This is a genomic window from Flavisericum labens (assembly GCF_045446075.1).
GTDB classification, from domain to species: domain Bacteria; phylum Bacteroidota; class Bacteroidia; order Flavobacteriales; family Flavobacteriaceae; genus Flavisericum; species Flavisericum labens.
The window spans coordinates 1-15,132 of the sequence record NZ_JBJJBQ010000013.1 but is presented as its reverse complement, the minus strand read 5'-3'; the positions used below and the strand labels follow the sequence as shown (position 1 = coordinate 15,132).

Genomic DNA, 15,132 nt, shown 5'->3' with positions numbered 1-15,132 from the left:
TTGATCGCTGCATTGGCATCGTCACAATCGGTATTGTTGTCACTGTACCCGGCAGGCGCTGATGTAGCACAAAGATCTGCCGTTGCGGTAGACCCAAAGCCATCGCCGTCGGCATCTATATAATAGGTAATTGGCGAGTTGATCGCTGCATTGGCATCATCACAATCGGTATTGTTGTCACTGTACCCGGCAGGTGCCGATGTAGCACAAAGATCGGCCGTAGAGGTTGAACCAAAGCCATCACCGTCCGCATCTATATAATAGGTAATCGGCGAGTTGATCGCTGCATTGGCATCGTCACAATCGGTATTGTTGTCACTGTACCCGGGAGGCGCCGATGTAGCACACAGATTGGCCGTTGTGGTTGAACCAAAGCCATCACCATCCGCATCTATATAATAGGTAATCGGCGAGTTGATCGCTGCATTGGCATCGTCACAATCGGTATCGTTGTCACTGTACCCGGCAGGCGCTGATGTAGCACAAAGATCGGCCGTAGAGGTTGAACCAAAGCCATCACCGTCGGCATCAACGTAATAGGTAATCGGCGAGTTGATCGCTGCATTGGTATCGTTACAATCGGTATTGTTTGTACTGTATCCGGCAGGTGCCGATGTTTCACAGAGATCGGCCGTTGCGGTAGACCCAAAGCCATCACCGTCCGCATCAACGTAATAGGTTATCGGGCTGTTTATGATCGCATTACTGTCATCACAATCCCCAGAAGTAGCGGTCAGTTCACTGGCCGTATAATAATTCGCAGGTCTGCTGCAGGCCACTGTTGAAGAGCCTTCGCTATAGCCATCGGCATCGGCATCGAGGTACCAAGTCTGCCCTGGGAACTCATTAGCATCGTTATCATCACAATCATCACTGTTACTTACATAACCAGAAGGTTGTGATGCTGCAGTTACTAAATCGTTAATATCACCATAGTTGTCATTGTCGGTATCGGCATACCAGTTTGAACTTGTTGATCCAGTATATTGAATTTTTATAACAACACCAGGGTTTTCAATGGTTACACCGCTTGTTCCAGAAGGTCCTGAAGTACCTCCTGAATTGTCAGTTACTATATACATGGTGATACCATCTGGATCCATAGCAATATCTCGATAGCGATCATTCGACGAATGAAATTCTTCATAGACTTGGCTTTCTAAAGCATCTGCCGATGCATTAAGCTTTGCTCTAAATAATGTGCCGCGTTTTAGTGTTGTTATAAGTAATGATTTGTTCCAATTAGGAATTAATCCGGCTTCGTAAATATCTATACTAGAAGGTGCAACCGTAGGCCATGTTAACCATCCTCCTAAAGGATCTGTTCCGGTCGTACTATTATATGTGCCAATAGGCTCTTGAAAATCAGCTGGTTGTCCTGAGGTGAATTCGGGGGTTGGAGTAACACCAGAAGCACAATTATGATCGCTAAAATTATTAGGGTCACAGGTTCCAGAACTAGACCAGTTACAATACTGGTAAGACAGATTATCATAATAACCCGCTATTAATGGCCATCCATAATTTTTTCCAGCAGTGATTAGGTTTAATTCGTCATCTACTTTAGCACCGTGTTCAGAAGAGTATAATTTTCCATCAGATCCAAAAATAATTCCTTGTGCATTTCTATGTCCATAGGTATAAATATGTGTTTGAAAACCACCTAATGTTGGGTTGGTAGAAGGAATTGACCCATCCAATTCTAAGCGTAATATTTTTCCCTTATAATCTGAATAGTCTCCTATACTTGTTGGTAAATATTGTGCTCTTATTTCATTACAGGCATTTGCAAACTGGTTGGCACCTTGGTCGCCAATAGTGTAATATAATTTTAAGTCTGGCCCAATTGCTAAACGTCCAGAATTGTGGTCATTACTTGCTGGCAATCCTTCTATAATGGTTCCATTAGCATCTAAAGACGTGTCTGGAGATAGGGTACTATTAGAATTATCGTATAATAATCTGGCAATTCTTAGTTGTCTACCACTATCCGATCCATTTGTAGAGTAGGTGTAAGCCACAAACACATAATTATTGGTGGTTGTGGTAATATCTGTATAGAGGTCAGGATGAATGGCCATTCCCATTAAGCCATCTTGTCCTGCAGATTGGTAGACTACACTTGAAAGATCAATCATAGTTGTTTTTGTTCCATTTGACGGGTCTACTCTAACTACACTTTTTCCTGGCATGGCGTTCCTAGGTCGTCTTTCTGTTATCCATAAAAAACCATCTGGTCCATAGGTTATTTCGTAAGGATAAGCCAATGTTTCATCTGGAGTTATGTTAGTTACTGTCCAATCAGGCCCATCAGTTGTTGGGGTATATACAATATTATCACTTAAACCTTGTACAGTAAATATATAGGGGTCTTCGTTGTCATCAGGGTCATCGTTGTCGATACTTATGGTGGCGTTATGAGGTCCTCCAACCGCTAAGGGGTTATATGAAATTGTAAAGGATTCACTTGCTTGACCTGATATGGTATTAGAGCTAGGTTGTGTAGTAATACTAAATTCTGAATCTCCAGAGATGGTCACATAATCGGGGTTTATGCCTTCTAAGGTTAATATTGAACTTACATCAGCCGTATTGTTAATAGAAAAATTTTCAGTGGCTATAGCACCTGGTGTTATAGTTCCAAAGTCAAAAGATCCTCCGTTAGCAATGATGATATTGTTGCTGTCTTCAATTTCTATTTCAGGGGTATTGTCTGCGGAAACAGTGAATGTAAATAAATTATCACCGCCATCATTAGTAGCATCACTGTCTATGATAACTGTAGAGCTAAAAGTTCCTGCTGAAAGAGCATTAAAGGTAATGGTAAACGTTGGGTTTGCTCCGTTTTTAGTGATTCCAATTGGTGCTGGATTTGACGTAATGCTAAAGTCGGTGTCATTAGACAATATGATACTATTAACGGTTAAGGTTGTATTTCCAGAATTTTGACTGTTGTCTATAGTAAAAGTTCTGGTTGTATTTCCATCAAAATTTGTAAAATCATTTAGAGATGTACCTGTAGCTTCATCAGATATAGGTTGATTGTTGCCGAGTATCGTAATTTCTTGGGCATAGATTAAGACGTTGAAAAGTAAAAAGGATACAAGGGTTACGAAGCGTACTTCAAAAAGGTTTAGTAGTGTTTTTTTCATGAGAGACTAATATTTTAAAAGAGAATTTAATAGGTTGATAAAGCTAATTTACGCCGCAAATATAGAATAAATTTTATTAAAACATCCATGAAGCGCAAAAAAATACGATAAAGTGTATTTTTTTTGTAAGACTTAATTAATATTGTTAAATAAAAAAGCGCCAACATTATTAATAATGTTGGCGCTTTTTTAAACAAGGAATCTATTTTTTTAATTAATAATTACACGTTTTATTTTAATGGTATTTTTACTTTCGTCTAAAATTTTAATTAGGTATAGCCCTTTTGATAGATTAGAAATATCAATTTTCTGAGTACCCGTTTTTAATATTGTTGAATTTATCAATTGGCCGGTAACATTATACATAAACAATTTATTTGCCTTTTCTCTGCCGTCATTATCAATAAATAAATTGGATGAAGCTGGATTTGGATAAATCTTCAAAGTTGATTCAATTAAAGTGCTAGCAGTTTGTTTAGAACCGTAAGCAGTTTTTGCTCCTGCTGAGATAAATTCACAGAAGTCAACGGTACTAAAATTAATACTCATTGTTGAATCGGTACTACCGTCATATGCATCGCTTAGAGTTACTGTAACAGATTGTACTGTCCCTGAAATATTAATTGAGGCACTGCCAGTAGTATTTCCAAGAAATGTTCCAGCAGATTGGTTTAGACCGCTACCGTCGACATAAGACACATCTACTTGGTCAATATACCTATTGCTTGGTTTTCCATTTTCAACTGCATCGATACCATTAATGGTAAATGATACATCTTGACTATCTGAAGATAAACCTAATATAGAAGTAGTACTCGCTCCAGATCCCAAATGTGTTAAAGGGTTTAAGATAAATGTAGTCGTATTTGCTGTACAGGTTTCGTCTAAACAATTTGGTATACCGTCATCATCATCATCATTTGATACTCCATTAGCGTCGACATCTAAGGGGCATGGAGAAGGTATCTCTAAGTCAATACAATCGCTAACTCCATCGCCATCAATATCTACCAAATCGTTACAGGAATCACAACCATCTGGAATACCATCACCGTCAGTATCGATGTTGTCGTCAAATCCATTACAGGAGTCGCAACCGTCTGGAATGCTGTCACCGTCAGTATCGACGTTGTCATCAAAGCCATTACAAATATCTAAGCAATCGGCGACACCATCACTATCATTATCATTTGATATGCCATTTGAATCAACATCTGAAGGGCATGGAGAAGGTATCTCTGAGTCAATACAATCGCTAACTCCATCGCCATCAATATCTACCAAATCATTACATGGGTCACAACCATCTGCAATACCATCACCATCAGTATCGATGTTGTCATCAAATCCATTACAGGAGTCGCAACCGTCTGGAATACTGTCACCATCAGAATCGAGATTATCATCAAATCCATCACAAATATCTAAACAATTGGCTATACCATCACTGTCATTGTCATTTGATACGCCATTAACGTCAACATCTGTTGGGCATGGAGAAGAAATTTCTTGATCGATACAATCAACTACGCCATCGATATCGGTATCAGCAGTGTCATCAAAACCAGGACAAATGTCATCTGCATTACATACACCATCTCCATCATCATCGATACAATTAGTGTACTGTATTTTTACAATAACACCTGGGTTCTCAATTGAAACGCTAGTTGTTCCAGAAGGCCCAGAGGTACCTCCGGTGTTATCGGTTATTGCATAAATCGTGGTGCCATCTGGAGAAATGCATATATCTCTATAACGGTCGTTTGATGAATGAAACTCTTCATAAGTTTGGCTTTCAAGGGCATTTCCTGTTGCGCTCAATTTAGCTCTAAAAATGGTTCCACGCTTTAACGTTGGAATTAATAATGACTGGTTCCACCCAGGAATAGCATGAGATTCATATATGTCAATACTAGAAGGTCCAACTGTTGGCCATGTTAGCCACCCACCAGAGGGTTCGGTTCCGGAAGTACTGTTGTATGTGCCTATGGGTGCTTGAAAATCAACTGGCTGTCCAGACGTGAATTCGGATATTGGTGTTACTCCCGACGCGCAGTTGTGATCACTAAAATCTGCTGGGTTACAGGTGCCAGAGCTTGACCAGTTACAATAGGCATAACCTAAATTGTCATAGTAGCCTGCAATTTCTGGCCAACCATAGTTTTTTCCCGCTGTTATAATGTTTAATTCATCATCAACTTTCGGTCCATGTTCGGAAGAATATAAAGTTCCATTAGAACCAAAAACAATGCCTTGTGGGTTTCTATGGCCATAGGTGTACACATGGCTTTGTACACTATTCAAAATAGGGTTGTCTGAAGGAATGGAACCATCTAAGTTCAATCGTAATATTTTGCCTTTATAGTCCGAGTAATCAGTTGGGCTAGTTGGTAAATATTGCGCCCTTATTTCTTGGCAGGCATTTTGAAATTGATTATAACCTTGGTCTCCAGCAGTATAATATAGTTTCAGGTCCGGTCCAATTTGAAGTTTGCCCGAATTATGGTCATTGCTGGCATCAAAACCTTCAAGAATTGTTGTGGCACTTGCGCTATCCAATACACCCGTTGCAGCAATATATCTATAACTTTCAATCCTGAGTTTTCTTCCTCCTGAATCGTAAGTGTAGGCTAGATAAACCAGATTGTTGGAAGTGTCGATATCGCTATATAAATCTGGGTGAATTGCCATTCCCATGAGTCCATCTTGTCCAGCTGTTTGGTAAACTACACCTGTTAAATCTAGCATAACTGTTTTTGTTCCACCATTAATAGGGTCAACCTTTACAACTTGTTTCCCTACGCGCTCTGTAACCCATAAATAATTGTCAGGCCCATAAACGATGGTGTTAGGATAATTTAACTCATTGTCCGGGGTAATATTTATTACGTTCCAATCTGGACCACTTGTAACAGGAGTATAGGTAATATCTGCTGCAGTACCATTTAACGAAATTACATAAGGATTTTCATTATTGTCATCATTTAAAATATTTAGGGTTGCATTGTGGGTTCCCAAAGAAAGCGGATTGTAATTGACAATAAAGGATTCACTATTTCCTCCAGAAACACTACTTGAGCTGGGTTGAGAAACAATTGAAAACTCACTATCACCCGATAAAGACACTATGGGATTTCCAGTCAAGTTCAATATAGTAGAGGCATTTCCTGTATTTTCAATTGAAAAGGTTTCTGAAGCACTCGAATTTGGAGCTATAGTGCCAAAGTCGAAATTACCGCCACTGCTAATTGAAGAGTCATTGCTCTCTTTTACATTAATTTCGGGAGTAGGCTCTATTCCTGTTCCTTGTATTGTAAATGTATATGGGGCATTCGTTCCATTAGAAAAATTAACTGTAACTGTTGCTGTTTTAGTGCCATTAGAACTTGGAGTAAAATTAATGGAATGATTAATGGGATTATCATTCCCTTTTAAATCTCCAAGATTTGTATTAACAGGGCTGAAGTCAGGTGATCCAGAAATAGAAACTGAAATGTTGTTTAGTCTTAGTCTTGGGTTGCCACCATTTTCGGTATTATCAAGAACAAAAACATTGCTGTTATTGGTTCCTATTTCTACATTACCAAAATCTGTATTATTCGAAATGGAAGCAGAAGAAGCTCCATTGGAGATTGTGTTGCCATTTCCAGAAACGCTCAACGTGCCTTGCGCAAAAACTTGCATGTTGAATAATATTAGCAGCAAGCCTATTAATATAAAGGGAGGTGAGGATTTTTTGGTTGGTTGATTTACATTCATTAGAGTTTTCTGTTAAAGGGTTATTTATGGACATAAAAATAGAGACTTAATGAAATTATTTTTTTTGGTTTTACTATTTTATATTAAAAAGTTGTTAACAATCAGAATTTTTAAAAAAGTCAAAAGTTTAATGCTTAAAATTTTTTCAAAATGACTTTAAGGGTTTTGCTAAAGCATTTTTAGGTTTTTAAAAGAATAGATTTTTTCTTGATTAAGAAAAAGTTACGTTGGTAGAATGAAAAACTGAAAAATATCCTGTATATTCGATACCCTAAAAAATGATATTAAGTATCACTTATTTTTTGGGTTAAACCGTATTATTTAAAATTGGATACGTCTAACACAATGGTAATCCGGTTGAGTATTTAAACTAATTGCTGTGAGATATGAATTTTTTAAGATAAAAAAGCAAGATTACCGCGAAAAAAATTTATATTTCAACTTAATTCCTTATTTTTGCGTAATCGATTACACTATCAAAATATATAAACAATTTTAATTATGAAAAACTACAGTATGCGTTATGCTTCAAGTCCAGAAGCAGTAAAGAAATATGATACACAGCAACTACGTGACGAATTTTTAATTCAAAATTTGTTTAAGGAAGATGGTATAAAATGGGTTTACACGCATTACGATAGATTTATGGTAGCAGGAGTTATTCCTGTTAAGGCAAATGTGAAATTAGAGGCAATAGACCCCTTAAAGGCTTCTTTCTTTCTTGAAAGAAGAGAAATGGGAATCATTAATATCGGTGGCTCCGGGACCATAACGGTTGATGGAACCTCCTATGATATAGGTAACAAAGAGGCCTTGTATTTGGGCCAGGGAAATAAAGACGTTGTGTTTTCAAGCAAGTCGGCCGACCAGCCTGCCCAGTTTTATATCAATTCAACACCAGCGCACAAAGCTTATCCTAACAAGAAAATTGGAAAGGAAGATGTTGAGACCATTGAATTAGGTTCTCCGGAAACAGCCAATGCACGTACACTTAGAAAATACATAGTAAACAGTGTTGTAGACGTTTGCCAATTGCAAATGGGTATGACATCTATAAAAACAGGAAGTAGCTGGAATACGATGCCTGCTCACGTTCATGATAGAAGAATGGAAGTTTATTTCTATTTTGAAGTTCCAGAAGATCAAGCTGTTTGTCACTTCATGGGAGAGCCAACAGAGACACGTCACATTTGGATGGCTAACAACGAGGCTGTAATTTCACCACCATGGTCAATTCACTCAGGTTCAGGTACTAGTAACTACAGTTTTATCTGGGGTATGGCAGGAGAAAACCTAGACTATGGCGATATGGATGTTTGTAAAATTAATGAATTGAGATAAAATCATGTCTATAAAATTATTTGATTTATCAGGAAAAGTTGCTTTAATAACAGGAGGAACACATGGCTTAGGAATGGCTATGGCTATGGGGCTTGGTAAAGCAGGAGCCACTTTAGTGATTAATGGGGCTTCTTCTCAAGAAAAATTAGACAATGCCGTTGCCGAGTACAAAACGGAAGGTTGTGAGGCACATGGTTATCTGTTTGATGTGACCAACGAAGCTAAAGTTATTGAAAATGTCGCTAAAATTGAAAAGGAGGTTGGCCCTATCGATATTCTAGTGAACAACGCTGGTATCATTAAGCGAACGCCTTTAGAGGATATGGAGGTTGAAGATTTCGAGCAAGTTTTAAAAGTAGATTTGGTCAGTCCTTTTATCATGTCAAAACATATCGTTAAAGGTATGATAGAACGTGGTGGCGGTAAGATTATAAATATTTGCTCTATGATGAGTGAATTAGGAAGAAATACTGTGGGAGCTTATGCAGCAGCAAAAGGAGGGCTAAAAATGCTTACCCGTAATATGGCAACAGAATGGTCTAAACACAATGTGCAAGTAAATGGTATTGGGCCAGGTTATTTTGCTACGAGCCAAACTGCTCCAATTAGGGTTGATGGTCATCCTTTTAATGATTTTATTGTAGGCAGAACGCCTGCAGGTCGTTGGGGAGACCCTGATGATTTACAGGGAGCAGCTATATTCTTGTCATCAAAAGCCAGCGATTTTGTCAGCGGACAGATTGTATATGTCGATGGGGGAATATTGGCAACCATAGGTAAGCCTGCAAACGAAGATTAAACCAAACTAATAAATAATAAAATGAGCAAGACATTTATTCACGATAACTTTTTGCTGGAAAATAAATACGCTGAAGAGCTCTATCACAATTATTCCAAAAATCAACCAATAATAGATTATCACAACCACTTACCGCCTCAGCAAATCGCAGAGGACAAAACGTTCAATAACATCACTAACGTTTGGATTAATGGCGACCATTACAAGTGGCGCGCCATGAGAACTTTAGGTGTCAATGAAAAATTTATTACTGGCGATGGTTCAGACAAGGATAAGTTTTTAAACTGGGCAAAGACAGTGCCTTATACCATGCGTAACCCATTATATCACTGGACGCATTTAGAATTGGCGAGATACTTTGGAATAACCGATTTATTGAGTGAGAAAACCGCTGAAAAGGTGTGGGATATCACCCAAGAAAAATTAAACTCTGATGGATACAGCTGTAGAGGCTTATTAAAAAAGGTAAATGCCGAGTTGGTATGTACTACTGAAGATCCTATCGATACTTTAGAGTATCATCAGAAAATGGCAAATGAAGATTTTGGTATAAAAGTAAGCACGGCTTTTAGACCAGATAAAGCCATATTGATTTCGGCTGATGGATATACTGATTATTTGGAGGCATTAGGAAAGGCTTCGGGAGTAACAGTAAATTCCTTTTCAGATTTATGTGATGCATTGAGAAACCGAATTCAGTTTTTCCACGATAACGGTTGTAGATTATGCGACCATGGCTTAGACCAAATTTATTTTGAAAATTATACCGAGAGTGAAGTAAATGCAGTTCTTCAAAAGAAACTATCTGGTAAAGACATTTCGAATGAAGAGGCATTGAAATTCCAAAGCGCCGTTTTAGTATACTTATGTGAAACTTACCATGAATTTGGTTGGGTTCAGCAATTTCACTTAGGGGCTTTAAGAAATAATAATGCGCGTATGCACAGAATTCTAGGTCCGGATACGGGCTGGGATTCTATTGGTGATTATCCGCAAGCGCAAAAGCTATCGGCATTTTTAAATGCTTTGGATAGTAAAGATAAATTAACAAAAACCATTATTTACAATCTTAACCCAGCTGATAACGAAGTTATGGCTACTATGATTGGAAACTTTAACGATGGTAGTGTAAGAGGAAAAGTTCAACTCGGTTCTGGTTGGTGGTTTTTAGACCAAAAAGACGGGATGACAAAACAAATGAATGCACTTTCAAACATGGGGCTTATCAGTTGTTTTGTTGGTATGTTGACGGACTCGAGAAGCTTCCTATCGTTCCCAAGGCACGAGTATTTTCGTAGAATTCTTTGTAATCTTTTAGGTGATGAAATCCAACGAGGGGAATTGCCAAAAGAAGAGATGGAATGGATAGGGAAAATGGTTGCAGATATTAGTTATAACAACGCCAAAAAATATTTCGATTTTTAAAAAAGCATTGATTCTATGAAGCAATTTTTTATTGCTTTCATAAAATTGGTTAATGCCAACTAAACTAAATTAATTATGAGTGAAACAAAAAAGATAGGAAACTATCGTTACAGGATTTTAGCACTACTTATGTTTGCTACAACCATCAACTATTTTGATAGAAGTATTATTGGGGTAATGGCTCCAACTCTTGAAAAATTATTTGGATGGACCAACAGTGATTATGCCAATATTATGATATCATTTAAAGTAGCCTATGCTTTAGGTATGCTTTCAATGGGTGGTTTAATAGACCGTTTGGGAACAAAAAAGGGATATATTTTATCAATTGGTCTTTGGAGTTTCTTCGGAATGCTTCACGCTGCAGTACGTCCAGGATTTAGTGTTATTGGATTTGCCGCGGCCAGATTTGGTCTTGGTTTTGGTGAATCGGGAAACTTTCCTGCAGCTATTAAAACAACAGCCGAGTGGTTTCCTAAAAAGGACCGTGCATTTGCAACAGGTCTTTTTAATGCCGCAACTAGTGTAGGAGCCATTGCGGCACCTTTTGTTGTTGGTTGGATTGTACACGAAGATGGTAAAAACTGGCAGATTCCCTTTTTAATAACAGGAGCATTAAGTGCACTGTGGGTGTTTTTATGGATAAGAACTTATAAGAAACCAGAGGTTCACCCTGGTGTTTCAAAAGAAGAGTTAGCTTATATTAATAGTGATTCAGGTAAAGCAGAGTCTGAAGATAAATTGCCATGGAAAAGCGTTCTTGGTAAACGCCAAACTTGGGCTTTTGGTTTAGCAAAAGTTACCGATGCCGTATGGTGGTTCTACCTATTTTGGGGAGCAAAATTTTTGCATGATACTTTTGGTGTAGATATCCATGATATTGCATTGCCATTCTTTGTAATCTACATTATGGCTGATGGAGGAAGTATATTAGGAGGTTACTTGTCCGGTGTATTTATGAGAAAAGGATGGTCTGTAAACAAAGCAAGAAAGATTACCTTATTAATATGTGCTTTAATTATTTTACCTGTCGCTATAGTAGCTGTTACCGATAACAAGTGGTTAGCCATTTTCCTAATTGGTTTGGGTGCAGCAGGACACCAAGCATGGTCTGCTAATATATTTACTTTAGCATCTGATGTATTCCCTAAAAAAGCAACAGCTTCTGTTGTTGGTATTGGAGGAATGCTTGGAGCTGTAGCTGGTATCATTGCAGATGCCTTGTTGGGCTCTGTTTTGGATCAGGCTGGAAACACAGGATATTTTTGGGCGTTTTTAGTAGCCGGTTCTTGTTATTTAATCATCTTAGGATTAGTACATTTATTAATGCCTAAAATGACACCGTTAGACGAAAACCTTAACTTAATTGAGGAATAAAAAAGAATAACATATTACGGCTACATTGGTTATTTTACGCAATGTAGCCGTAAAATAAATTGAGTATAACAAAAATGAAAAAATTAAATAGAGCAAATTTAGGGCTAGAAGATAAACGTCCTATTAAAATAGTTCAATTTGGCGAGGGTAATTTCCTAAGAGCTTTTATAGGTTATGCTTTTCAGGAACTGAACAAGAAAGCAGATTTCAATGCTGGTATAGCCGTTGTACAGCCCATAGATAGAGGTTTGGTGAAGATGCTAAACGATCAAGATGGTTTGTACACTCTTTTCATGAAAGGGGTGAAAAAAGGAAAAGAAATCCAAAAGGTTGAATTGATTGATAACATTGTGAAAGGAGTAGATCCTTATGCTAATTTCAGTGATTATTTAAGTTTGGCGAGAGAAGAGTCTTTGGAATTTATCATTTCTAATACCACTGAGGCTGGTATTGCCTATGTAGCTTCAGATAAAGCAGATATGCAACCACCAAGTTCATTTCCAGCTAAATTAACGTTGCTTTTACATGAAAGGTTTACGCATTTTAATGGTGACGCAAGCAAAGGATTAACTATCATTCCATGTGAGCTTATTAACCATAATTCTGAAACACTAAAAGAAATCATTTTAAAATATGTTTCAGATTGGAATTTGGGTGAAGATTTTAAATCGTGGTTGTTAGAGCATAATGCTTTCCACAGTACTTTGGTAGATAGAATTGTACCAGGTTACCCGAAAGATGATATTGAAGCTTACAATGCAGAGTTAAGCTATGAAGATAACTTAATTGTTGCAGCAGAGGTATTCTTATTATGGGTTATTGAAGGTGGAGCCGAGCTAAAAGCAAAGCTGCCATTTGATAAGACTGATTTAGATGTTAAAATAGTTGAGGATATGCAACCATACCGTACTAGAAAAGTACGCATATTAAATGGTGCGCATACAGCTATGGTTCCGTTTTCGTTACTTTACGGAAATAAAACAGTAAAGCAATCGGTAGATAATGATTTCACTGGTAAGTTTATCAATGAAGCTGTTTTTAGCGAAATCATCGATACTTTAGATATGGACCGTGATGAGTTGAATAGTTTCGCAGACGAAATATTCGACCGTTTTAGAAATCCATTTATTATTCATAACTTATCGAGTATAGCCTTAAACTCCATTTCTAAGTTCAAAGTAAGAGTATTACCAAGCTTGTTGGGCTATGTTGATGTTAATGGTAAATTGCCAACTAACTTAACATTTGCTTTTGCTTGCTTGTTAAGATTCTACAAAGGCACTTGGAATGGCGAAAGCTTACCAGTTCAGGATAGTGAAGATATTGTTTCCAGCTTTGCAAAAATTTGGGCGTCGAACGATTTTGAAAAAGTAGCACAAGGGGCTTTAAGCATAGAAGAATATTGGGGACAAGATTTAACAAAAGTTAAAGATTTAACCAATGCCGTAGCCTTAGCTTTAAAAGAAATTGAAGCTAATGGAATAGAAGAAGGTTTTGCAAATTTCAGCAAGACATATTAACAAAAGAATTAAAGATTAATCCAATTAACAGGATGCAAAAGAAACTTATAAAAGTAAACTCGTCAGACAACGTTGCTGTTGCCTTGGTGAACTTGAAGGCAGGAGATGTAATACCTTTTGAAGGTGAAGACATTAAGATTCTTTCAGATGTCAAATCAAAGCACAAAATAGCTTTGGAAAAATTTGAATCTGGAGACAGAATTATTATGTACGGCGTATTGGTAGGATCGGCCAATGGGGTGATTGAAAAAGGAGATGTGTTAACCGTTAGTAATGTAAAGCATCAAAGCGAAAAGGTTTTTGGTAAAACAGAATCTTTTAGCTGGACACCGCCGAATGTAGAAAAGTGGACAGATAGAACTTTTATGGGTTACCACAGAGAAGATGGACAAGTAGGAACTGAAAATGTTTGGTTGTTTTTTCCATTAGTATTCTGTGAAAACCGAAATATTGAAAAGCTCAAAGAGATATTTGAAAAGGAACTTTTAAAGAAAAAAGCAAATCCGCATCAAATGTTACTTCGCTCTTTGGTGAGTGGGGGAGATGAAGTTGAGGTTGTAGAAGAATCTACTGATGTTTTTGATAATTTAGATGTTAAGTTTATTACGCATCCAGGTGGTTGTGGAGGTATTCGCCAAGACTCAGAAAGTTTGGCAAAGTTATTGGCGGGTTATGTGAATAACCCTAATGTAGCAGGAGCAACAGTATTGAGTTTAGGATGTCAAAATTTACAGATTAGCGTTTTTAAAGAAGCGCTTGATGCTATTAATTCTAATTTGAACAAACCTGTTTTAATTTACGAACAGCAACAAATGGGAACGGTAGATGAAATGTTATCGGCCATTGTTAAGGATTCTTTTTTGGCAATGAAAAAGGCTAATGATATTCAACGCAAGCCAGCACCTTTGTCTAAATTAAGAGTAGGTTTAGAATGTGGTGGATCTGATGGTTTTTCAGGTATTTCTGCTAATCCAACTTTAGGGGCAGTTTCCGATTTACTGGTTGCCTTAAAAGGAACAGCCGTTTTAGCTGAATTCCCAGAATTATGTGGGGTTGAGCAAGAATTGGTAAACCGTTGCGTTGACGATGAAGACGGAGTGAAGTTTTTAGAATTGATGAAAGCTTATGAAAAATCGGTTGTTGATGCTGGTTCTGGTTTTGATATGAACCCGTCACCAGGAAACATTAAAGATGGCTTGATTACCGATGCCATGAAATCGGCTGGAGCAGCAAAAAAAGGAGGGACTTCACCTGTAGTAAGTGTTTTGGATTATGGCGAGTACATCCATGAGCCAGGTTTAAACTTATTATGTACACCAGGTAACGATGTTGAAAGTACAACAGGCCTTGTGGGGTCTGGAGCCAATGTGGTATTGTTTACGACTGGCTTGGGTACGCCTACTGGAAATCCAATAGCACCGATTATAAAAGTGTCTTCAAATACCGAGCTAAAGGAAAAAATGTCTGATATCATTGATATTGAAACTGGAGCGGTAATTCGTGGCGAAAAAACAATTGAAGAGATGGCGGAAGAAATGCTTGATTTTATAATTGAAGTGGCCAGTGGAAGAATACAAACAAAAGCGAAACTATTAAATCAGAATGATTTTATTCCGTGGAGGCGGGGTGTTTCACTTTAAATTGTCTAGTCCTAAATAACCGATACAGATTATTAAAGCATTAAATTTATAAATTAAAGCTGAACAATGGTAACATTGTTCAGCTTTTTTGATTTGTATATTTTTCTTTTGAGTTT

Annotated in this window: 8 protein-coding genes; 6 read left to right on the top strand and 2 right to left on the bottom strand. The window is 37.5% G+C overall.

Annotation, left to right across the window (positions count from 1 at the left end):
* Together ACIEHO_RS15255 and ACIEHO_RS15250 are read right to left on the bottom strand one after the other, a co-directional pair.
* Positions 1-3,152: PQQ-dependent sugar dehydrogenase (locus ACIEHO_RS15255; protein ID WP_406973292.1), on the bottom strand; the 3,152-nt coding region annotated here is incomplete at its 3' end.
* 210 nt (positions 3,153-3,362) lie between these two features.
* The gene (locus ACIEHO_RS15250; protein ID WP_406973290.1) at positions 3,363-6,914 is read right to left on the bottom strand and encodes a PQQ-dependent sugar dehydrogenase; all 3,552 of its coding nucleotides are present in this window, start codon (positions 6,912-6,914) and stop codon (positions 3,363-3,365) included.
* 501 nt (positions 6,915-7,415) lie between these two features.
* On the opposite strand from ACIEHO_RS15250, the gene kduI reads away from it, so the two are divergent.
* The 6 genes from kduI (at position 7,416) to ACIEHO_RS15220 (ending at position 15,016) form a co-directional block, all read left to right on the top strand.
* Complete coding sequence (gene kduI / locus ACIEHO_RS15245; RefSeq protein ID WP_406973288.1) at positions 7,416-8,255, top strand: 5-dehydro-4-deoxy-D-glucuronate isomerase; 840 nt, start codon at positions 7,416-7,418, stop codon at positions 8,253-8,255.
* Between the two features lie 4 nt (positions 8,256-8,259).
* Positions 8,260-9,054, top strand: a complete 795-nt coding sequence (locus tag ACIEHO_RS15240) for a gluconate 5-dehydrogenase (RefSeq protein ID WP_406973286.1) — start codon at positions 8,260-8,262, stop codon at positions 9,052-9,054.
* Positions 9,055-9,075: 21 nt separating this feature from the next.
* On the top strand, positions 9,076-10,479 hold the full coding sequence (gene uxaC, locus ACIEHO_RS15235; RefSeq protein WP_406973284.1) for a glucuronate isomerase: 1,404 nt from the start codon (positions 9,076-9,078) through the stop codon (positions 10,477-10,479).
* A 75-nt stretch (positions 10,480-10,554) separates the two neighbouring features.
* On the top strand, positions 10,555-11,856 hold the full coding sequence (locus tag ACIEHO_RS15230; RefSeq protein WP_406973282.1) for an MFS transporter: 1,302 nt from the start codon (positions 10,555-10,557) through the stop codon (positions 11,854-11,856).
* A 74-nt stretch (positions 11,857-11,930) separates the two neighbouring features.
* Positions 11,931-13,376, top strand: a complete 1,446-nt coding sequence (locus ACIEHO_RS15225; protein WP_406973280.1) for a tagaturonate reductase — start codon at positions 11,931-11,933, stop codon at positions 13,374-13,376.
* 32 nt (positions 13,377-13,408) lie between these two features.
* Positions 13,409-15,016 carry a UxaA family hydrolase gene (locus ACIEHO_RS15220; protein ID WP_406973278.1) on the top strand — a complete coding sequence of 536 codons (1,608 nt, stop codon included), beginning with the start codon at positions 13,409-13,411 and terminating at the stop codon, positions 15,014-15,016.
* Positions 15,017-15,132 lie beyond the last annotated feature (116 nt).

Bases quoted from the DNA above. Each gene is read 5' to 3' on its own strand.
- ACIEHO_RS15230 (WP_406973282.1), top strand. From the start codon at position 10,555: ATGAGTGAAACAAAAAAGATAGGAAACTATCGTTACAGGATTTTAGCA.
- ACIEHO_RS15250 (WP_406973290.1), bottom strand. From the start codon at position 6,914: ATGAATGTAAATCAACCAACCAAAAAATCCTCACCTCCCTTTATATTA.
- uxaC (WP_406973284.1), top strand. From the start codon at position 9,076: ATGAGCAAGACATTTATTCACGATAACTTTTTGCTGGAAAATAAATAC.
- ACIEHO_RS15225 (WP_406973280.1), top strand. From the start codon at position 11,931: ATGAAAAAATTAAATAGAGCAAATTTAGGGCTAGAAGATAAACGTCCT.
- kduI (WP_406973288.1), top strand. From the start codon at position 7,416: ATGAAAAACTACAGTATGCGTTATGCTTCAAGTCCAGAAGCAGTAAAG.
- ACIEHO_RS15220 (WP_406973278.1), top strand. From the start codon at position 13,409: ATGCAAAAGAAACTTATAAAAGTAAACTCGTCAGACAACGTTGCTGTT.
- ACIEHO_RS15240 (WP_406973286.1), top strand. From the start codon at position 8,260: ATGTCTATAAAATTATTTGATTTATCAGGAAAAGTTGCTTTAATAACA.